The following is a 21,418-nucleotide window of genomic DNA, read 5'->3' on the forward strand; positions in this document are numbered from 1 at the left end:
ATAAAAATTGATTATCGGAAAGAAATGTTAAGTAACTTTAACATACAAAAGGAAAAAAATTAAATCGATGAGAAAAAAAATTATTTCGCTTTGTGGCGTTTTTTTAACGTCAAGCATTATCTATGCACAAGTAGGTATAAACACGAACAATCCGCAAGCTACTTTTCATGTTGATGCAGCAAAAGACAATCCGGTATCAGGCATACCTTCTGCTGCACAGCAAACTAATGATTTTGTTGTAACCAATACTGCCAATGTTGGTATTGGGACTACAAGCCCTACAGATAAGCTAGATGTAGCTTCGGGAAATGCAAGAATCCGAAACATTAACTCAAATATTGGAGTAGGAGGTACAGACAGAGTTGTAGTAGCTGATGCTACCGGGGTCTTAAAGACGGTCAATTTTAATTCATATTCATTATTCCATGCCCGTCTTGCCAATAACCAAAATTTAGTGGTGACGACTGCTGTTACTTTATTATTTTCTGCTCCGTTAGCCACTTCTCCTTATTACACCTATAATACTACAACAGGGGTTTTAACGTTTAATCAAGCAGGAAATTATCTGGTAACGCTACAGGCAAGTTTCACGAATATGCCAGCCGGAACACAATTGCTGCTAGGAATAAGACCTGTTCCGGATGCAGATTACTTAGGAAGAGGGAGCCATTATAACGCTGTTGCTAACTCGGGGACCATTGGAGAATTAATGAGCTACACCACGTTACTGATTATACCGACAGCCGGTTATCAGGTTCGTTTTACGGCAGCACCCAATCAAAGTGCCACTGTGCTAGCTACAGAAACGGGAAGTACAGGAAGTGGAAATGTCACCAATGTTACGGTACAAAAAATATAAACTTCAGTTTATATCAAAAAAAATATGAATGCTTTCGGCATTCATATTTTTTATTTATTGTAATTCTAAAATTTTCGTTCAATCACGTAATCCAGCATGCTGTACAAAGATTTTTTGGCTTCAGAATCTGGAAATTCGTTGAGAAGATCTTTAGCTTTCTGCTGGAAATCTTTCATGACCTTAATAGCATAATCCATGCCTCCGGAACTTTTGACAAAGTCTATAAGTTCCTTAACCCTTTTAGGATCAGTATTGTAACGTTTAATTGTATTAAAATAATACTTCCTTTCCTTTTCACCAGCATTTTTCAAAGTATAGATCAACGGAAGCGTCATTTTCTGTTCTTTAATATCGATTCCTACAGGTTTCCCGATAACATTTGAACTTAAATAATCAAAAAGGTCATCCTTGATCTGAAAAGCCATTCCGGTATAGGTTCCGAAGTTCATCATCTTTTTAGCAAGTGCTTCATCTGCATTATTGGACAGAACTCCAATCTCGCAGCATGCAGCAATTAATGTAGCTGTTTTCTGACGAATGATCTCATAGTAAACATCTTCGGTAATATCTAGTTTTCTGGCTTTCTCAAGCTGTAGAAGCTCCCCTTCAGACATTTCACGGATCGTTCTTGAAATGACAGCCAACAGATCGTAATCTTTATGATCTGTAGACAATAAAACAGATTTTGATAAAAGATAATCCCCTACCAGCACTGCAATTTTATTTTTCCATAAAGCATTAATAGAGAAAAAATTCCGTCTTTTAAAACTTTCATCTACTACATCATCATGAACTAGGGTTGCGGTATGAATCAGTTCGATCATTGAAGCTCCACGGTATGTTTTTTCGTTGACTTCCCCGATTAATTTAGCACAAAGAAATACAAACATAGGACGCATTTGTTTTCCTTTAGTAGTAACGATAAACCGGGTTACCTTATCTAATAAAGGGACTTTACTCTGCATAGATTCATAAAACTTCTGCTCGAAAAGTTTCATTTCCTCATTGATCGGTTGTTTGATTTCTTCTACGATGTTTGCCAAAATCTATGGATGATAAGTATATAATTCTTAATTATGACAAAGATAATTTTTTTCACGCAATTTTAAGACATAATTAATCTTGGAGTTCTTCTTTTGGAATAAAATACAGCGCGGGCTGTGCACTTCCCAATCTGGATTTAAATTTTTCTCCCGAAATATAGATTCCGCTCTCATTAACAGCAATACCCTCGATCTGCCCAACTGCCAAAGCACTTCCGAGATAATAATGTTTTGGGGTCTCCTTAAAAAAGATTCCCGGTTCTGTTTCGGTAAAGACATTCAGAAAGACCTCTGTTTTCTTGGTATAACCTACCAGATAAAGTTTTTTATCAAAATAAGCAGCATCTGTTACCACAAAATTGGTTTTGTAAGATTCTACTTTTTCAGCCTTCTGTTTTTCAGAGGTTGTGGGGTCAATAATGTAATGAGAGGTTGATTTTGATTTCCATTCTTTAGTAAAAAGGTGCAACTTTCCGTTGAGATAGATCATGGCTTCTGCATCAAAATCATTGTTGGTATATTGGGGAATAAATTCTGTCTGCTCAGGATAATAGAAAGAAATTTTCGCGATAGAATCATTCTTGGGTTCGTTGCTGTGAAAAGGAAGTTTATAGATTTCAAGATCTCTTCTCGTTCCTCCGTTATTTCCAAAGTCTCCGATATAGAAATTCTTTCCATCATTAGTCAGGGCTTCCCAGTCTTTGTTTTTTGCATTAATCGTCAATGTATTTTTGATACTGCCTGAAGTTTCATCCAACTCAAAAAGTTCCGGAGCATTACCACTGTCATTGAAAGTATACAATTTCCCATTCAGCATACTCAGCCCTGATGTTTCCCGGATTTTATCATCCAAATAGGCAACCCTGAATTTTCTTATTTTCAAAAAATCGGTCTGCTGCGAAAATGACCATTGAAAAATGATAACGGCATAGACAAGAAAGAATTTTTTCATAGAGCAAAAATAAGGGTTTGAAGGGAATGAGGAAAACCGGAAATATTTTATTTTTTGAAACCACCCCGTCAAAAATTCTTTGAATTTTCGCCATCCCTCCAAAGGATGGGAATAATTCCCCAATTAACAACAGCTGTCGTGAAAATCATAGATTTTCAAAAAAACTGCACTTCTACCAGCCCAATAATAACTTTTAAATCAACTTAAGTCTTAAAAACTTTTACGCCTTTGTGGTTAAATAAATAGCAAAACTATAACCAGTTATAAATCAGGCAGATTTCATTTTTTGTTTTTGTTACTGTCTTTTTGCCTGCTTCTCCAAATAGTCTTTCTGATATTGCCTTACCGTTTTTCCTGTGCCATCATGCCTCCATCCCGGAGAATTGAAAACATAATTGATCCTGTCTGAAATTTTCAGTCCCGGCTGTCTGATATCTTTCCAGATCTTTCTCCATTCATAAAAAAGAACCGTATCAGGCTTATTGTCAGGCATTTTTGGATATATCCCATACTTGATAGGCACATTGGGGTCTTCTTTTTCGAAGGTTCCGAAAATCTTGTCCCAGATGATCAGACACATGCCCATGTTTCGGTCCAGATATTTAATATTGCAGGCGTGGTGTACTCTGTGATGCGATGGGGTTACCAGGATATATTCTAAAACTCCCATCCTTTTCACGGTCTGTGTATGCACCCAGGTTCCGTACACCTGCCCTATCGCATAAACCACCATAATATGCCATGGATTAAAGCCTAAAAAAGCTAAAGGAGAAAAATAAAGATATCTGTAAAGCGGCTGTAATACAGGGCTTCTAAAACCAGTCGTCAGGTTGAAATATTCTGAATTGTGATGGGTAATATGTACTGCCCAGAATGCCCTGGAATGATGATCCACGTAATGCAGCACATAATAAGCAAAGTCTGTAATGATAAAGCAGATCAGCCAATACCAAACGGTAAAATCCCAGGTAAAAAGCTTATGGTTGTAAAAGAGAAACATGACTCCCATGGCAAAAGCCTTCATGATCAGATCAAGGCCGAAGTTCATCAATGCAAGGTAGATGCTCGTTGCCACATCCTTTCCGTTATACAGCTTAGCCTCAGAAACATGACTGTAAATCATTTCTGCTAAAATAACTGCAGCATGAAGCGGAATTGACCATGCATAGACATTTTCAAGCCCGTCTTCGCCTGTGAAGAAGTCCAACATTCCTTATTAGTTTATGTAAAGGTAGGACTTTAGGGAATTTTTAAGAAAAGTTTTGATTTTTTTTTAAGGAAATTTTAATCAGTCGTTTTGTTGGCAAGCTGCCCGCAAGCTGCATCGATGTCTCCACCGCGGCTTTTTCTGATCATCACCGTGATTCCTGCATTTTCGAGCTGACGTACATAATTGTCTTCTGCCTTCTTATTGCACTGGTCATATTTCCCGTCACCAATAGGGTTATACTGGATCAGATTCACTTTGGAAGGCACCTGTTTGCAATATCTGATCAAAGCTTTGATATCTTCATCTCCGTCATTGATCCCTTTCCATACACAGTATTCAAAAGTAATGACAGAACCTGTTTTCTGGTACCAGTACTGAAGTGCATCCATAATATCCGTCAATGGAAATTTATCCGAAAAAGGCATAATTTCGTTACGCTTGACCTCAATAGCAGAGTGAAGTGATAGCGCCAGTTTTACACGAAGCTCATCATCTGCCAGCATTTTGATCATCTTTGGAATTCCGGATGTAGAAACGGTAATTCTTCTGGGAGACATTCCCAAACCTTCAGGCTGGGTAATTTTTTTGATCGCCTCTACAACATTTTTGTAATTCATCATCGGCTCTCCCATTCCCATAAAAACGATATTGGTAAGCGGTCTGTTAAAGTACATCTTGCTCTGGCTGTCGATGAGGGCAACCTGGTCTACGATTTCAGCGACTTCAAGGTTTCTCATTCTTTTCAGCCTTGCCGTTGCACAAAATTCACAGTTTAATGAGCATCCTACCTGTGAGGAAACGCAGGCTGTGGTTCTTGTTTCCGTTGGAATAAGAACAGATTCCACCAATAGTCCGTCATGAAGTTTCACGCCGTTTTTGATGGTCCCATCTGAACTTTTCTGCAATTGGTCTACAGAAACCGGATTGATGGTGTACTCTTCGGAAATTCTTTCACGCAGAGTTTTCGAAAGATTCGTCATTTCATCAATCGAATGGAGGTTTTTACTCCATAACCAGTCATAAACCTGTTTCGCACGAAACGGTTTTTCCCCTAAAGTCAAAAAATAGTCTTTAAGCTGGTCTAGTGATAAAACTCGGATATCTTTCATTATTGTAAAAAGTATGATGTACAATGTACAAAGTAATAATCTTATGTATTATATTAAGTTTTTAAACCACTAAAAAATACATTATACTTTGTACATTATACATTAATACATAATTTATAGGATTAACATGGCGTCACCGTAAGAATAGAATTTATACTTTTCTTTAACGGCTTCTTCATAAGCATGCATGATGAAATCTTTTCCTGCAAACGCAGCGATCATCATCAGTAATGTTGATTTCGGGGTGTGGAAGTTGGTAATCATAGCATTCGCAACTCCGAAATCATGAGGCGGATAAATAAATTTGTTGGTCCAACCGTTGAAAGCTGAGATCTTTCTGTTTGAAGAAACAGAAGTTTCCAATGCTCTCATCGTTGTAGTCCCTACTGCACAAACTCTTCTGTGAGCATCTACTGCTTTATTGATGATATCGGCATTCTTTTCATCAATGATCACTTCTTCAGACTCCATTTTGTGCTTAGAAAGATCTTCTACCTCAATTGGGTTGAAAGTTCCTAAACCAACGTGAAGCGTTACCTCAGCAAAATCGATTCCTTTGATCTCTAACTTCTTCATCAGGTGTTTTGAGAAGTGAAGCCCTGCGGTAGGTGCAGCCACTGCTCCTTCCACTTTTGCATAGATCGTCTGATATCTTTCTGCATCTTCCGGCTCTACTGCTCTTTTGATATATTTTGGAAGTGGAGTTTCTCCTAATTCCTTCAGTTTTGTTCTGAATTCGTCATAAGAACCGTCGAATAAAAACCTTAAAGTTCTTCCTCTTGAAGTGGTATTGTCGATCACTTCAGCTACTAAAGATTCATCTTCAGTAAAGAATAATTTGTTACCAATTCTGATCTTTCTTGCAGGATCTACAAGAACATCCCATACTCTGGTTTCTTTATCAAGTTCTCTTAAAAGGAAAACTTCAATTTTAGCACCTGTTTTTTCTTTATTTCCGTAAAGACGTGCAGGGAAAACTTTAGTATTGTTGAAAATGAACAGATCTTTCTCATCGAAATAATCCACAACATCTTTAAACAACTTATGCTCAATAGTTTCTGTTTTTCTATTAAGAACCATTAGTTTGGCCTCATCTCTGTGTTCAGATGGGTGTTCTGCCAATAATTCTTCAGGAAGATCAAAATTAAAATCTGATGTTTTCATTTTTTTAAATTACGGTTTAAAAATTATTCAAATTACAAGTGTAATTTTCGGTGTGCAAATATACGACATTGAATACCCCTTTGTCAAGTATTATTTAAAATCAAATATAAAACCGTGATTCTACGGTGATTTATGAAGGAAAAAAAGATTATTTTTGGAAATATTTAAAACTTTTACACTTATGAGCAAATATTCATTGGAGGCTTTCGTCAACGAGACTAAAGAAAATCCACAGCAAAGAGACTATTTTGAACTTGAAACTCCACATCTTTTAGAAATCAACCTAAATAATCAGGCGGTATGGACGAAAAGAGGAAGCATGGTAGGCTATGTAGGAGGCATCAATTTCGAAAGACAGGGAATGCTGGCCGGAGGAATTGGTAACCTCTTAAAGAAAGCAATCAGTGGTGAGGGAACCAAACTGATGAAAGCAGAAGGAAGCGGCAAATTGTATGTGGCAGATTCTGGTAAGAAAGTACGTATCCTTTATTTGAACAATGAAGCTGTATGTGTTAACGGAAATGATGTTCTGGCACACGAGCAAAGTGTAAAAAGCGATATTACCATGCTGAAAAGTGTTGCAGGGATGATGGCCGGCGGTCTTTTTCAGGTAAAACTTTCAGGAACCGGGCATATTGCCATCACCACCCATGGCGAACCATTAACATTGATGGTCACTCCAGACAGTCCTGTTTTCACCGACCCTAATGCTACCGTTGCTTGGTCCGGAAACTTAAGTCCTGATCTGAAAACCAATGTTTCTTTCAAAAGCCTTATCGGAAGAGGAAGTGGTGAAGAATTCCAGATGAAGTTCTCAGGAAGCGGATGGGTACTGATCCAGCCTTACGAAGAAGTATATTTCACAGAGAAATAATATATATTAAAAATTGATGATGCTAAAAATGGCTGCTCCTTAAATCCGGGCAGCCGTTTTTAATTTTAACTAACACTCACTCTCATTCCGAACCCCAAACTCTACAACCGGAATCTTGCAACTTCCAACCCGCAACTTATAACCCGCATCCCACAATTTTTTAATATATTTAAGAAAAAATTATGATGGACAACACCTCTTCACGCAGAAATTTCATTAAGACTGCAGCCCTGGCTAGCTTTGGCGCATTGGTTTTACCCAATTCTTTATTTGCCTACTCCAATGATTTTAAAACAGATAAAAAAGTCCGTGTCGGATTTATCGGCGTAGGACTCCGCGGACAGGAACATGTAAAACTTCTGGCGAAACGCGATGACGTAGAGATTGTGGCTTTTGCAGATCCGGACAAAAGAATGCTATTAGCTTCTCAAAAAATACTGAAAGATCATCATAAATCTGCCGCCCAGGAATTTTCAAACGGCGAATACGACTACCGGAATCTTTTGAAATTAAAAACCATCGATGCGGTAGTGATTGCCACTCCGTGGGAATGGCATCTTCCGCAGGGTACAGAAGCAATGCGTGCGAAAAAGATCGTAGGCATGGAGGTTTCAGGAGCTATAAAGCTTGAGGATTGCTGGGAGTTTGTGAAGGTCTATGAGGAAACGAAAGTACCTATTTTCATGATGGAAAATGTATGCTACCGTAGAGATATTATGGCCATTATGAATATGGCCCGTAAAGGAATGTTTGGAGAATTGGTGCATGGAAGAGGCGGCTATCAGCATGATCTGAGAGGGGTTCTTTTCAATGACGGTGTCACTCCTTATAATTCGGGTGCTGAATTTGGTGAAAAGGGTTTCAGTGAGGCTCATTGGAGAACGGAACATTATGTAAAACGCAACGGAGAACTTTATCCTACGCACGGATTGGGGCCTTTGGCGGTCATGATGGACATCAACCGCGGAAACCGTCTGACGAGACTTTCATCATTCTCTTCAAAGTCTGTGGGACTCCATAAATATATTGTGGAACACCCTAAAGGAGGAGAAAATCATCCTAATGCCAAAGCAAAATTCAACCAGGGAGATATTGTGACTACACAGATTGCCTGTGCGAATGGGGAAACCATTCTTTTAACCCATGACACCAGCTTACAGAGACCTTATGATCTGGGATTCAGGGTGCAGGGAACGGAAGGCCTGTGGCAGGATTTCGGCTGGGGAGATTTCAACCAGGGGCATATTTATTTTGAAAAAACAATGAATCACAGCCACCGATGGGAGAATACAGAAAAATGGATGAAAGAATTCGATCATCCTATCTGGAAAAAATTTGAAAATACAGCTGCGGGTGCAGGCCACGGAGGAATGGACTTTTTTGTGATGAATACTTTTATAGAATGTATCAAGCGAAATATAGAATTCCCGATGGATGTGTATGATCTTGCCTTATGGTATTCTATCACCCCGCTTAGTGAGGAATCTATTGCTAAAGGAGGTCAGGCTGTTGATATTCCTGACTTCACCAACGGAAAATGGAAGACCCGTCAACCCGTATTTGGAATGACTGATGAATTCTAAAAAGACAGTACTTATATTAGCCGGAGGTTTAGGAAGCCGCTACAAAGGTCTGAAACAGATAGACGGAATCCTGGAAAACGGTTCGCCGATCCTAGAATATTCTATTTATGATGCGCTGGAGGCTGGTTTCAGTAAAGTGGTTGTTATTGTGAACAGATTAATTCCTCAAAGCTATATTGAAAGATTAAATGCTGTATCTAAAGAAGCTCATTTTGAACTTCACTGGGTATATCAGGAAAAAGAAAGCTTTATGCCTCAGCATTTTAAATTCACCGAAAGAGAAAAACCCTGGGGAACCGGCCATGCTGTTCTCTGTGCAAAAAACGCAGTACAGGAACCTTTTGTCATGATCAATGCGGATGATTTTTATGGGAAGGAGGCCTATCAGCTGGCGTCTGAAGAAATTGATTTTCACATCTCAGGGTCACAGTTTGGAATGGCTGCCTATCCGGTAGTCTCTACTTTGAGCGGAAACGGACACGTAGCAAGAGGAGTATGTACCTTAGATGATGACCATTATCTGGTGAAAATAGAGGAACAGACGTCTATCCGAAGAGCTGGGAATTCAATCGTTTATACGGAAAAAGAAAATGATATTGAGATTGCTCCGGACACTTTGGTTTCTATGAATTTATTTATTTTTCATCCGGATATTTTTGATGCTCTTGAACTGTATTTTAATGATTTTATACAATCGGATCCGGAGCCGTTGCAGGAGTTTTACATCCCTTATGCCATACAGAGAATGATTGACGAGAGAAAGGCAAAAGTATGGGTAAAAGCTTCTCCTTCACAGTGGATGGGAGTTACCTATGCCGATGATAAAAGCAGTATTAAAGATTTTTTGACATCAGAAATCGAGAAAAACAGATATCCAGAAGATTTATGGAATTAAAACAAATCATTACCGGATTTACCGGAACTGAAAACTGTACGGTCACTCCTATTACCAATGGACTGATCAACACCACCTATTGGGTGGAAGATCATGATTCTGATGAAAAATGGATCCTTCAAAAGATCAATACTCAGGTTTTTCCGCTTCCTGAGATCATCAGCCAAAATCATCTTTTAATCAACAGGATGCTGGAAGAGGGAAATTACCCGCTGGAAATCGTAAAACCAAAGGCCACTTTATCAGGAAGTTTTATTCAAAAAGATGACAACGGAGAATCATGGAGAATGATCAGTTTCATTGAAGACACAAAAACTTTCTTCAAGATCCCTGATTTAAAAACAGCCTATGAATCTGCAAAAGCCGTCGGATGTTTTTTAAATACGATAAACCCTGAACATCTTCCTGATATTCAGACCCCGATTCCTGATTTTATTAATTTTGAAAAAAGAGTGCTGGATTATCAAACTTCTTTACAACAGGCAAACGAAGGTCTGTTAGAAAATGCTGCCCCGGAAATTGAAATGATGAATGAGTTGCTTTTTCTTCCCCAAAAATGGATCGCCCTTGAAAAAGACGGACTTCTGCCTAAAAGAATTATCCACGGAGATCCTAATGTCAGGAATATTCTTTTTGATGAAACTTCCAAACCCCTTGCTGTTATTGATCTGGATACGGTAACGGTTTCTACGATTTTATATGACTTCGGTGACATGGCGAGATCCTACAGCAATACTTTGGATGAAGATGATGGAAATGCCGGAAATAATTTCAATCCCCATATTTACAGAACCGTAAAAGATGGATTTTTACTGTATTTAAACGAAAAATTAACTTTTGAAGAGCTTGAAAACCTGGATTATGCAGCACAAACTGTTATCTATATTCAGGCAATCCGTTTTTTGACTGATTATCTGAATGGAAGCAAGTACTACGCTACAAAATATGCCGACCATAACCTTGAGAGAACGAGAAATCAGTTGCAATTGCTAAAAGGATTGAGGAAATACCTGCGTGTTGATTAGATTTTATCCCACGGATCTCACAGAGAGCCACGAATCTTTATGTTTGTGAAATTTTCAACTTTGAAATTTGCGTGATCTCCTTAATCTGCGAAAACTCTTTAATACTGAGATTGCTTCGCTACGCTCGCAATGACTGGTGGAAAATTTTCGGGGGCGGGAAGCTTTGCTTCCCGCCCCCGAAATTACCCTTACGTTTTTTTAAAATCTTTGATTTTCTATTTATGTGAACTTATTATTTTTAAGACAATAAACTTTTGAAGCTTGACAAAACTAAAACCCTTTGTATTTTTTATGGTTAAAAAATTTTAAGCCAAGAACTCCAAAATCTTCTTCCATTCTTCCAGTTTCTTATCAAAAGATACGGTATGAAGTGGGCTGGTAGAAGGAAGCTGAACGATCGGCAATCTATAATTTTTCCCTAAAAGCTTCTGAAGGTTTTTGTATGATTTTCCTCCATTACAAAAAATAGCTTTGATATTGGGATGTTCATCCAAAAGTTCATCAATCCGGTTGGCTTCTTCATTTTTGATCTCAGAATCCAGACTTCCTTTTCTCTCGCAGGAGTCGATGACATCCCAGACTGCCAGATGATGTTTCTTTAATATTTTTTTTCTCTCAGTATAGTCTTCCGTAAACTCTTCATTGAACAGATGAAAAATAAGGGTCCAGAATTTATTTTGCGGATGCCCATAATATTGCTGCTTTTCCAGAGATTGAACACCTGGAATTGAACCTAAAATTAAAATTTCAGACTGAGAATCAATAAGTGGCGGAAACGAGGAAATTCTGTTTTGCATATTCAAATATATAAAATTGGAGTAAAACCGTTGGATAACCGTATAAAAAAACGGGCCAAAGCCCGTTTCTATTGATATTTTCAGGAATAATCTATTTTCATTATTCACTTTTAATTCTTAATTATAAAGTTTCCTTCAGCCAGTCGAAGAATTCTCTCTGCCATACCAATCCGTTTTGCGGATGAAGTACCCAGTGATTTTCGTTCGGGAAATAGACTAATTTAGATTTCAGACCTCTTAATTTCGCTGCCTGGAAAGCTTCCTGTCCCTGCTCGTAAGGTACACGGAAATCAATTCCTCCCTGGAAAATCATAATCGGCTTATTCCATTTTTCAACAAAATTGCTTGGGTTGAATTCTGTATAAGCTTTTGGAAGTGGTTTTTCCCATGGAGAACCAAGATCCCAGTTGGCAAACCAAAGTTCTTCTGTGGTAAGGTACCACGATTTCATATCGAATAAGCCATCGTGTGCGATGAATGTTTTAAATCTGTTTTCATGGATTCCGGCTAACATGAATACACTGTAACCACCATAGCTCGCTCCTACTGCCGCTACTCTTTCTCCGTCTACATAAGGTAATGTTTTCGTAAAATCTGTTGCTGCCAGATAATCTCTCATCGGCTGTCCGCCCCAGTCTTTAGAAATTTCTTCGTTCCATTTTGTGCCCCAGCCCGGCATTCCTCTTCTGTTTGGCGCTACTACGATGTATCCGTTGGCTGCCATCAGAGAGAAGTTCCATCTTGTACTGAAGAATTGCGTCAACGCAGATTGCGGACCTCCCTGGCAATATACCAGTGTAGGGTACTTTTTATTAGGATCAAAGTTCGGTGGATAGTGGAACCATACGCCCATTTCTTTTCCATCCGTTGTTTTAACCATTTTCAGCTCAGATTTCCCCTGTGCCAGTTTAGCATAAGCTTCTTTATTGGCTTCGGTCACCTGCTTCATTTCCCCGTTTTTCACGTTGACAGAAAATAATTCTGTTGCGTGGTTAACGTCTGTTCTTCCTACCAGAAGTGAAGTTTTATTGTCGGTAAAGATTTCGTTAACGTCAAAATCACCTTTTGTTATCTGCTGTACTTTTGCTGCTTTAGGGTCTAAAGAGAAAAGCTGTTTTGTACCTCTGAACGCTGCTGTAAAATAGATTGTTTTTGAATCACCGCTCCAGAATACATCTCCGGAAACGCTTTCATCCCATCCCGCAGTAAGATTGGTTGTTTTTCCGGACTTCCAGTCCATGATCTTTACATCATTTTTATCCGCTTCATAACCATCTCTGGCCATGCTTTGCCAAACCAGTGATTTTCCGTCCGGACTGAACTTTGGATTTACATCGTATCCTTTATTGGATTCTGTCAAATTCTTTGTAGTTCCTGAAGCCAGATCGTACGCAAAGATATCTGTGTTGGTGCTTGTAGAATATTCTTTTCCGCTTTTAGGTTTTGTAACATATAAAAGCTGTGAAGAGTCTGGGCTCCAGATAAAATCTTCCGCTCCTCCGAAAGGTCTTTGGGGAGAATCCCAGGTTTTACCTTCCAGAAGATCTTTTGCAGCTTCTGCCTTGTCTGTGGCATTCACTACAAATACGTGGTTGTACTTTCCTTCATTGAAATAATCCCAGTGCCTGTGATTCAGATCTGTATATACCTGAGCTGTCGTTTTAGGGGTATCGCTGTATTTGTCTTTCCCCATCAGCTTTTCTGCCAGAACCTGTTTGCTGAACGCAATTTTTTTACCGTCCGGAGAGATCACAATATTGTCCACTTCTCCGATGGTGTAAAATTCTGACCAAGTTTTCCCGTTATCTTTTGAAAGGAAAATCTTATCTCCTTCCTGAGCATAAATCCCGTTTTTATCCCACTGAATAAGGGCTTTTTTACCGAAATCTATTTTGGAAGACTGGTTATTAAGAACATTGAGAAAGTAGTTCTCACTTTTTGTTTTTTCTGTTTTCAGATCTACCTGTCCCACTTTATAGATCAGTGAAGACTGATCCGGCGAAACGGCCTGTACTCCTACCTTTTTCAAAGTCCAAAGAATTTCAGGCGTCATTAACTGTTGTGCATTCATTAAGAGCGGAGCTGCCAGGGCCAGCAGACTGTACTTAAATTTCATATGTTGATATTCATTTTTTAACGGAACTATAGAATCTTGCTGATTTCATCCGTTCCTTTTATTTAATTCAAAGATGACCAAAGTTAATACTTAAAATCTCAATGAACGAAAGAATTAACAAGAAAGTTCCATTTCACAATTGAGGTGTGCTTTACAGGAAAACACCTATTTTTTAAAGATGGGTATTTTCCCTCTTCTTTCACTGAACTGAAATACTGAATTTTACTTGAGTGAAATCAACAGAATCGTAATTTTATGACAGCATAAACAGCAGTTCATAATTTATTCGGTTTTTATTAATTAACCATTTAAATTTTACATCATGAGTACACTAGAAACAGGCAATTTTAAAGCAACCCAAGTAGATGCAGGAGCACCTAATCTTTGGCACATTCACAAAGACCATTTGAAATATGGTTCGATTCAGGCAACAAGAGTCGATTTTAAAGGTAGAACTCTGGAGAAAATCATGGCTAAAATCGCCGAAAATGCTCCTACGAATGCTCCTTATATCCAGACTCCGGCACAAGTTCAGACTTACGAAGAATGTATTGGATGGATTAATGATCATTATTCTTAAAATAGATCGGCTGTCTCAATGAGACAGCCGATTTTATTTTGCTATATTTTACTATTATTCTCCGTCTGAAAACATGGAATTGGCCAGTGAAGTTACAAAGGACAGCAGCACACTAAAAATAAGTGCCCACCAGAAGCCGTCTACCACCATACTGTCTATAAAATAATCTGCGATCAAAATGATCACTGCGTTGATCACTAAAGCAAATAACCCTAATGTAATGATCGTAAGCGGCAGACCAAAAAGTCCCAAAATAGGTTTTACAAAAATATTTAATACCCCCAATACGATGGCAAAAATAATTGCCGAGGAAAATCCTTCGAAATGTACACCCGGAAGCACCTTAGTCAAAAGGTACGCAACGATGGCTGTAATCAATAGTCTGATAATTAAGTTCATATTATTATTTTTTAATGTTATGGTGTTTACGTTGCAAATCCTGTTCCATTTAACGCTAAAAAGAGCCCTTAAATCCTCTATTTACTGATATTTTATGGCTACTGTTCTATTTATTTGATCCTCATCATGGTTATCAATGAAGTCGCCACATGGCTTTCTGAAACCGTGCTTTCATCAAGAACATAAATTTCAGTTCTTACCACGATAATCTTTGCTCCGCCTTTGATAACGTAAGAGCGCGATATCAGGGCATCCCCCAATGCAGGACGAAGGTAATTAACTTTCAGTTCAACTGTCACGACATAGCAGTCGTCTTTATAATGACTTACGGAAGCATATCCTGAGGAAACATCCACCAGAGAAGCGATCATCGCACCATTAAACATTCCGGCTTTCCGGGTCATCATTTCCATTTTAGGAATTTTGATGGAGACGAAATCGGTATCTACTTCCAATAATTCTGCATTGTAGAATTTTAATGTTTCTGAGCGGCCGAAGCTATCTGTGATGAGTTTCTTTTTTTCTGGAGTCATGAATACTTATTTAATCTGAATGTAAATACAAAGTACACCAATGTTTTTCAGAAATCCCACAAAATTGAAGACAAGTTTACTTCTTAATGCTGAAATTTTAAATAGTTCAACAAGTCTTCAACCACAAAAGATGCAAAAGTTTTTAACACTTAAGTTATTTTTAAGTTAAATACATAACGCATAAGAAGTACACTTAAGTTTTTCCAAAAATCTAAGATTTTTATTTATCATGATAAAAAATCTGTGTCATCTGAGAAATCTGCGGGAGATTAAAAATATACATTAGGTACAAAAGTTTTTTAAGCACTTATTTTTTTTTGAAAATCATAAATTTTAATGATGATTACTATTGAATAGTGAGTATTCCCCTCATCCGGAGGGGTGGCGAAAATTCAAAGAATTTTTGACGGGGTGGTTTCCAAAAATATTAGCTTTGCAGCAAACAGCCATAGTATGACCTCCAAAAAAATCTTCACCTTTTTAAGCCTCCTGACACTTTGTGTTTTTCAGGCACAGACCTTACACCTATACGGAGGCTCCAACCAGGATCAATATCTGGGCTGCTTAAACTGTGATACTTTTGATAAAGACTCTATCTGGAATTCCTTCGGTGATTACGGAAATGTGCTCAGCTCAAAATCCATATGGAACGGTTACGGAAACTATGGAAGTTCATACAGTACCTATTCTCCATGGAGCGATTATGCTTCATATCCTCCAGCTATTGTCGATCAGGACGGGAACTTTTTCGGTTATCTGACGTTAAATACCTATAAAGCTGACAGATCAGAACTTGAATTGGCTCAGGTTTTATGTAAATATCACGATGCCATCAAAAAAGACATCAGCGGATGGTATGATAAGTTATTTCGTTAAATTTTAAGAAAGCTGTACCTGAAAATCTCCTCCCAACGCTAAAACTCCTTCTGTTAAAGCTTCGGCATGGGTAGTAAATCCTTTCAATTTTGAAGTTTTTCCTTTTAAAACAAGATCTAGAAGCTGTTTATCTGATAATTTCTTACCGAAAATATCAAATGTAATTTTGAAACCACAATTTTTGAAATCAGAGCACCCAACAGCCGCTTTCCCTTTGATCAGGTGATGTTCTTTACATTTTGGACATTTGGTTTCTTCCCAGGACTGAAGCTCTTTTTTTACAGCAGGTTCGCGTTTTTTCTTTTCTATAACCTCTTCTTTTTCTTCGTACAGCGTAATCACTTTTCCTTTTCCATACACCACTTTTTTGGTGAGCTCCGTTACCATCTGAATCAGTTCTTCTTTAAACTGGTTGGCTTCATACTCACCGCTTTCAATTTTACGCAGTTTGGATTCCCATTCTCCGGTTAGTTCGGGACTTTTCAGAAGTTCGTCTTCAATGGTATCGATCAGCTGCATTCCGGTTGGAGTGGCAATGAGATTTTTTCTTTTCTTTTCTATATATTTTCTTTTGAAAAGTGTTTCAATGATGTTGGCACGGGTAGACGGTCTCCCTATCCCGTTATTTTTCAAAAGTTCGCGTAGTTCTTCATCATCAACCTGTTTTCCGGCCGTTTCCATTGCTCTCAGCAACGTTGCTTCAGTGTATGGTTTTGGTGGTGTGGTTTTTCCCTGATGAATCATCGGATCGTGTGGTCCGGTTTCTCCAACGGTAAATTCAGGAATGGTCTGTTCTTCTTCCTTTTCTTTTTCTTTATCTGTGGATTCTTCTTTGGGTTCTTTGGCATAAACCGCTCTCCATCCCGGTTCCAGAACTTGTCTTCCACTCGTTTTGAATGGAATGGTTCCTACTTTTCCTTCCACCAATGTATTGGAAATTTTACATTCAGGATAAAAAACAGAGATAAAACGTTTGGCAATCAGGTCATACACCAACTTCTCTTCCCTGCTCAGGTTTTGAGAAGGCGGAACTTCAGTTGGAATAATCGCATGGTGATCGGTCACTTTTGCATCATCAAAAACAGCTTTTGATTTAGGAATAGGAGCTTCCAATAACGGAGAGATCAGATCCTGATAAAAATGCATTTTCCGAAGAATTCCTTCTATTTTCGGATACAGACTTTCGGATAGATAAGTGGTATCCACACGCGGATAAGTCACGTGCTTTTTTTCGTACAGACTTTGGATATAATTTAAAGTGCTTTCTGCGGAGTAGCCATATTTTTTGTTGGCTTCCACCTGAAGTCCTGTCAAATCGAAAAGTCTCAGATTTTTTTCTTTTCCTTCTTTAATCTCAAAAGAGACAATCTCAAAAGGGTTTAGTTTAAGATATTCGAGCCCTTTTTCAGCGCGGTCTAAGGTTTTTAAACGGTCAATCGCTGCATTGAAAATGACGTCACGGTATTTGGTTTTGAGTTCCCAATATTCTTCGGTATTAAATGCATCAATTTCCTTTTGACGCTGAACCAGCATAGCCAACGTAGGTGTTTGCACTCTTCCGATAGAAAGAACCGCTTTATTCCCTCCAAATTTCTTGGTAAATAATCTTGTCGCATTGATTCCCAACAGCCAGTCACCAATCGCTCTTGCATTTCCAGCCAGATACAGATTTTTATAATCTTCAGCAGGTTTCAAATTTTCAAAACCTTCCTTAATGGCTTCTTCCGTAAGGGACGATATCCATAAACGCTGAACAGGTTTATTGCATTTTGCTTTCTGCAAAACCCACCGCTGGATCAGCTCTCCCTCCTGTCCGGCATCACCACAGTTAATGACCTCATCACATTCTTCTACTAATCTTTCAATGACTTTGAACTGGTTTTCAACGCCTTTATTGGGAATTAATTTGATCCCAAAATTAGTTGGAATAATAGGCAATAAAAATAAATTCCAGGACTTGTATTGAGGACCGTAGTCGTGAGGTTCTTTTAGGGTACAAAGATGCCCGAACGTCCATGTCACACAGTATCCGTTACCTTCCATATAGCCCTGTTTAGGCATTGTAGCACCTAATACTTTGGCGATATCTCTGGCAACACTGGGCTTTTCGGCAATACAAAGTTTCATGAATTTCGGAATTATTGAAGGGGGACAAAAGTCGGGATTTTTTTTGGATTTAGCTAATTTACTTCAGAGTTGTTGGCTCAGAAATGAGAGCATAAAATAGGTATAAATAGGTTTGCTTAATAATTTAATGAATGTAAGATTGATCGAATTCTTCTTAAGAGTATAACGCTCGAAGTACTTACAAGGTTTTAATTTTCAACAACCGATAAATATTAACAAAACTTAAAACAAAATAATTCACTGAAAAACAACCAATTAAATATTTAAGAAAGAAAAAACATTAAAAAGTCTATTGTTTTAGTGGACTAATAAAAATATATGTTCTATATTTGCAACCGTATTCAGGAAAAGAAAACAAAATGAAACAAGGATTTAAACATCAATCAGTGAAGAAACAGACCATCAAAACTATGATGATGTGCAACTGTATGCCTATGCATCAGAAATCCCGTGGCTGACCTTACTTTTATATCACATATTTCTAAAGGCCTTACCACGTTGTAGGGCCTTTTTATTTTAATACACATCACACAAAAAACATACAGAATGAGCACTTCTAAAAACAGCTGGCTGGTGCCGGTGGCATTTATCAATATTTACGTGATTTGGGGAATTACATTCCTCGCCATCTCATTTGGTCTGAAAGGGTTCCCTCCTTTTATTCTTTCCGGATTCCGCTTCCTGGCGGCAGGACTTCTGATGATAGGCTGGCTACTGGCTAAGGGTGAAAAAGCCAATTCTCTGATCAACTGGAAAAAGAATGCCATCACAGGAATACTTATTCTTACCGGCGGAACGGGTCTTGTTGCCTGGGGTGAGCAGTATGTATCGGCTTCTGAGGCTGCGATTGCGATTGCAACAGGTCCATTCTGGTTCATTGCTATTGATAAGAAAAACTGGAAGTATTATTTCTCAGACAAATTCATCCCGATAGGTTTGATCATCGGTTTTGTAGGATTAATATTATTCCTGAACGGAAGTGTTTCCAGTGCACACCATGCAGCGACAGACAGCAACCTTCGAATCACCGCATTCATTGTATTGGCATTAAGTTCGGTGGCCTGGGTTCTGGGATCTTTGTATTCAAAGAAAAACCCGGCTTCGCAGTCTACGTTTATGAATATTGCACAGCAGCTTATCACAGCGGGGGTTGCTTCCTTTATTATTGCTTCCTTCAGACAAGAATGGCACGGTTTTTCATTCTCCAATGTTCCGGTATCAGCATGGGCGGGTGTGTTGTTCTTAGTGTTTTTCGGATCGATCGTCGCTTATTTATCCTATATATGGCTGCTTTCTGTAAAACCCGCAGCTTTGGTGAGTACGCATACTTATATCAACCCTATTGTTACCGTATTCGCAGGCTGGATTGTAGCCGGACAAACGATTAACGGAAGCCAGCTGTACGGATTATCGGTCATATTATTGGGCGTACTTCTTACCAATGTAACCAAATATTTCAGGCTTTCGAAACGCTCGAAGGTGAAAATAAGAAGATTGAAACGATTGTTTAATAAAACCGTACGACCGTATCAGCCTATTTAAAATTAAAACTAGACATTAAAAATGATAGAAATCAAAAACATTTCAAAGACATTTCATCAGAAAAAGCAATCTTTTAAAGCATTGGATCAGGTAAGCCTCAGTGTCGAAAAAGGAGATATTGTTGGAATCATCGGGTTTTCCGGCGCAGGAAAAAGCACATTGATCCGTACCGTGAATCTTCTGGAAAGACCAGATGAAGGCCAGATTATCATCAACGGAAGGGATTTCACTACGCTAAGTTCAAAACAACTGGCAGGTGAAAGAAAGAAAATAGGGATGATCTTCCAGCATTTTAACCTGCTTTCATCGAGAACTGTTTTTGACAATGTCGCGCTTTCACTGGAATTAGATCATGTCAGTAAAGATGAGATCAACAGAAAAGTCAATGAACTGCTGAAAATTGTAGGACTTGAAGACAAATCCAATGATTATCCAAGGAGTCTTTCGGGAGGACAGAAACAGAGAGTAGCCATTGCCAGGGCATTAGCGAATGATCCTTATCTCCTCCTCTGCGACGAGGCTACCAGTGCACTGGATCCGGCCACTACACAGTCTATCCTGCAGCTTTTAAGGGATATTAATCAAAGACTTGGCATTACCATTCTTCTGATCACCCACGAGATGGAAGTCATCAAGGCGGTCTGCAATCATGTGGCAGTTATAGACAAAGGAAAATTATTAGCAAAAGGAACATTAAGCGAGATTATCTCGGATAAAGAAAATCCGGTGATCCGACAATTTATAAATTCAGACATCATGACGATTCCTCAGGAACTCAATAAAAAACTACAGAAAGAGCCGCAAGACGGTTTATTTCCACTGGTTGAAATAGAACTCAACGAAAATATAAGTGTTGAAAAATTGCTTTCAACGCTTTACGATCAATACAAAATACCTTACAGACTTCTGAAAGCCGATGTAGAACATCTGGGTGATTCCAATTTCGGAAAACTTCTGATTCACCTGCAGGGTGAAACCGAAGAAAACCAGAAAGCCATCTATTATTTTAACCAGAATAAAATTCAAAATACAGTAAAAGGATATGCTTAGTGATTCGGTAATTGCTCTTTTGGGAAAGGGACTTTGGGAAACAGTTTATATGACTTTTGTTTCGGGATTTTTTGGATTTGTTTTGGGTCTTCCGGTTGGGATTCTATTATTTTTAACAAGAAAAGGACAACTACTGGAAAATGCAGTGTATTACAGAGCGATCTCTATTCTGGTTAATATTTTCAGGTCTATTCCTTTTATTATTTTGATTGTCTGGATGATCCCTTTCACGAGAGTGATCATAGGCACTTCCATAGGAATGAATGCGGCTTTGGTTCCATTAAGTGTAGGAGCAGCTCCGTTTATTGCCAGACTGGTAGAGAATAGCCTTCTTGAGGTTCCGCATGGTTTAATAGAAACAGCAAGAGCTTTAGGGGCATCTCCTTTACAGATCATCCAGAAAGTACTGCTTCCTGAAGCACTTCCCTCCCTAATCAACAATGCAGCAATAACGCTGATTACTTTGGTGGGTTATTCCGCAATGGGTGGAGCATTGGGTGCTGGTGGACTTGGACAGATTGGATATCAGTATGGCTACATCGGTTATGATGCGGTCATTATGAATGTAGTATTGGTGCTGCTGGTCGCATTGGTGTTTATCATACAGTTTGCAGGGGACAGATTGGCGAAAAAGTTTGATCACAGGTAAGTCAAAGGATTCCAAAATTTAATATAAATCTAAAT

General features: G+C 38.5%; 20 protein-coding genes. 10 read left to right on the forward strand and 10 right to left on the reverse strand.

Features of this window, described 5'->3' with window-relative positions; all coding sequences use genetic code 11:
• The first annotated feature begins 67 nt into the window (after window positions 1-67).
• Complete coding sequence (locus HHL23_RS05415; protein WP_169233796.1) at window positions 68-859, forward strand: hypothetical protein; 792 nt, start codon at window positions 68-70, stop codon at window positions 857-859.
• Between the two features lie 65 nt (window positions 860-924).
• On the opposite strand, the gene HHL23_RS05420 is transcribed toward HHL23_RS05415, so the two are convergent.
• The 5 genes from HHL23_RS05420 to queA form a co-directional block, all read right to left on the reverse strand.
• A complete protein-coding gene (locus HHL23_RS05420; RefSeq protein ID WP_169233797.1) occupies window positions 925-1,902 on the reverse strand; it encodes a polyprenyl synthetase family protein in 978 nt (325 codons plus the stop codon).
• Window positions 1,903-1,975: 73 nt separating this feature from the next.
• Window positions 1,976-2,854 (reverse strand): hypothetical protein, encoded by an 879-nt coding sequence (locus HHL23_RS05425; RefSeq protein ID WP_169233798.1) that lies wholly within the window; start codon window positions 2,852-2,854, stop codon window positions 1,976-1,978.
• 295 nt (window positions 2,855-3,149) lie between these two features.
• Window positions 3,150-4,064, reverse strand: coding sequence for a sterol desaturase family protein (locus HHL23_RS05430; RefSeq protein WP_169233799.1), 915 nt, complete (start codon window positions 4,062-4,064; stop codon window positions 3,150-3,152).
• Between the two features lie 74 nt (window positions 4,065-4,138).
• Window positions 4,139-5,173: a 23S rRNA (adenine(2503)-C(2))-methyltransferase RlmN gene (gene rlmN / locus HHL23_RS05435; protein WP_169233800.1), complete on the reverse strand. Its 1,035-nt coding sequence runs from the start codon at window positions 5,171-5,173 to the stop codon at window positions 4,139-4,141.
• A gap of 114 nt (window positions 5,174-5,287) precedes the next feature.
• The gene (gene queA, locus HHL23_RS05440) at window positions 5,288-6,337 is read right to left on the reverse strand and encodes a tRNA preQ1(34) S-adenosylmethionine ribosyltransferase-isomerase QueA (RefSeq protein WP_169233801.1); all 1,050 of its coding nucleotides are present in this window, start codon (window positions 6,335-6,337) and stop codon (window positions 5,288-5,290) included.
• Window positions 6,338-6,518: 181 nt separating this feature from the next.
• Between queA and HHL23_RS05445 the strand changes: the two genes are divergently transcribed.
• The 4 genes from HHL23_RS05445 to HHL23_RS05460 all read left to right on the forward strand — a co-directional run bounded on the left by HHL23_RS05445 (window position 6,519) and on the right by HHL23_RS05460 (window position 10,714).
• Window positions 6,519-7,211 carry an AIM24 family protein gene (locus HHL23_RS05445; RefSeq protein WP_169233802.1) on the forward strand — a complete coding sequence of 231 codons (693 nt, stop codon included), beginning with the start codon at window positions 6,519-6,521 and terminating at the stop codon, window positions 7,209-7,211.
• A 185-nt stretch (window positions 7,212-7,396) separates the two neighbouring features.
• Complete coding sequence (locus HHL23_RS05450) at window positions 7,397-8,794, forward strand: Gfo/Idh/MocA family protein (RefSeq protein ID WP_169233870.1); 1,398 nt, start codon at window positions 7,397-7,399, stop codon at window positions 8,792-8,794.
• A complete protein-coding gene (locus HHL23_RS05455) occupies window positions 8,784-9,689 on the forward strand; it encodes a sugar phosphate nucleotidyltransferase (RefSeq protein WP_169233803.1) in 906 nt (301 codons plus the stop codon). Before HHL23_RS05450 ends, HHL23_RS05455 begins: the two co-directional genes overlap by 11 nt.
• Window positions 9,680-10,714: a phosphotransferase enzyme family protein gene (locus HHL23_RS05460; protein WP_169233804.1), complete on the forward strand. Its 1,035-nt coding sequence runs from the start codon at window positions 9,680-9,682 to the stop codon at window positions 10,712-10,714. The genes HHL23_RS05455 and HHL23_RS05460 overlap by 10 nt, the downstream gene beginning before the upstream one ends.
• A 305-nt stretch (window positions 10,715-11,019) precedes the next feature.
• Here the strand turns inward: HHL23_RS05460 and HHL23_RS05465 are convergent, their stop codons facing one another.
• Together HHL23_RS05465 and HHL23_RS05470 are read right to left on the reverse strand one after the other, a co-directional pair.
• Window positions 11,020-11,511, reverse strand: a complete 492-nt coding sequence (locus HHL23_RS05465; RefSeq protein WP_169233805.1) for a DNA-deoxyinosine glycosylase — start codon at window positions 11,509-11,511, stop codon at window positions 11,020-11,022.
• A 121-nt stretch (window positions 11,512-11,632) separates the two neighbouring features.
• On the reverse strand, window positions 11,633-13,627 hold the full coding sequence (locus HHL23_RS05470; RefSeq protein WP_169233806.1) for a S9 family peptidase: 1,995 nt from the start codon (window positions 13,625-13,627) through the stop codon (window positions 11,633-11,635).
• Between the two features lie 322 nt (window positions 13,628-13,949).
• Between HHL23_RS05470 and HHL23_RS05475 the strand changes: the two genes are divergently transcribed.
• Window positions 13,950-14,207 carry a hypothetical protein gene (locus HHL23_RS05475; RefSeq protein ID WP_169233807.1) on the forward strand — a complete coding sequence of 86 codons (258 nt, stop codon included), beginning with the start codon at window positions 13,950-13,952 and terminating at the stop codon, window positions 14,205-14,207.
• 54 nt (window positions 14,208-14,261) lie between these two features.
• Here HHL23_RS05475 and HHL23_RS05480 read toward each other — a convergent pair whose 3' ends face one another.
• The gene (locus HHL23_RS05480) at window positions 14,262-14,606 is read right to left on the reverse strand and encodes a phage holin family protein (RefSeq protein WP_169233808.1); all 345 of its coding nucleotides are present in this window, start codon (window positions 14,604-14,606) and stop codon (window positions 14,262-14,264) included.
• Window positions 14,607-14,716: 110 nt separating this feature from the next.
• Complete coding sequence (locus HHL23_RS05485; protein WP_169233809.1) at window positions 14,717-15,139, reverse strand: PaaI family thioesterase; 423 nt, start codon at window positions 15,137-15,139, stop codon at window positions 14,717-14,719.
• 453 nt (window positions 15,140-15,592) lie between these two features.
• Here HHL23_RS05485 and HHL23_RS05490 point away from each other — a divergent pair, with 453 nt between their 5' ends.
• Window positions 15,593-16,015: a hypothetical protein gene (locus tag HHL23_RS05490; RefSeq protein WP_169233810.1), complete on the forward strand. Its 423-nt coding sequence runs from the start codon at window positions 15,593-15,595 to the stop codon at window positions 16,013-16,015.
• A 3-nt stretch (window positions 16,016-16,018) separates the two neighbouring features.
• Here the strand turns inward: HHL23_RS05490 and HHL23_RS05495 are convergent, their stop codons facing one another.
• A complete protein-coding gene (locus tag HHL23_RS05495) occupies window positions 16,019-18,142 on the reverse strand; it encodes a type IA DNA topoisomerase (RefSeq protein WP_169233811.1) in 2,124 nt (707 codons plus the stop codon).
• A gap of 546 nt (window positions 18,143-18,688) precedes the next feature.
• Here HHL23_RS05495 and HHL23_RS05500 point away from each other — a divergent pair.
• From HHL23_RS05500 to metI, 3 genes are read left to right on the forward strand one after another with little or no spacing between them, the layout of a single operon-like run.
• Window positions 18,689-19,684: an EamA family transporter gene (locus tag HHL23_RS05500; protein WP_169233812.1), complete on the forward strand. Its 996-nt coding sequence runs from the start codon at window positions 18,689-18,691 to the stop codon at window positions 19,682-19,684.
• 21 nt (window positions 19,685-19,705) lie between these two features.
• Window positions 19,706-20,734, forward strand: a complete 1,029-nt coding sequence (locus tag HHL23_RS05505; protein WP_169233813.1) for a methionine ABC transporter ATP-binding protein — start codon at window positions 19,706-19,708, stop codon at window positions 20,732-20,734.
• Window positions 20,727-21,383 (forward strand): methionine ABC transporter permease MetI, encoded by a 657-nt coding sequence (gene metI, locus HHL23_RS05510; protein ID WP_169233814.1) that lies wholly within the window; start codon window positions 20,727-20,729, stop codon window positions 21,381-21,383. The genes HHL23_RS05505 and metI overlap by 8 nt, the downstream gene beginning before the upstream one ends.
• Window positions 21,384-21,418 lie beyond the last annotated feature (35 nt).

It is taken from the genome of Chryseobacterium antibioticum (genome assembly GCF_012927325.1).
Classification (GTDB): Bacteria; Bacteroidota; Bacteroidia; order Flavobacteriales; family Weeksellaceae; genus Chryseobacterium; species Chryseobacterium antibioticum.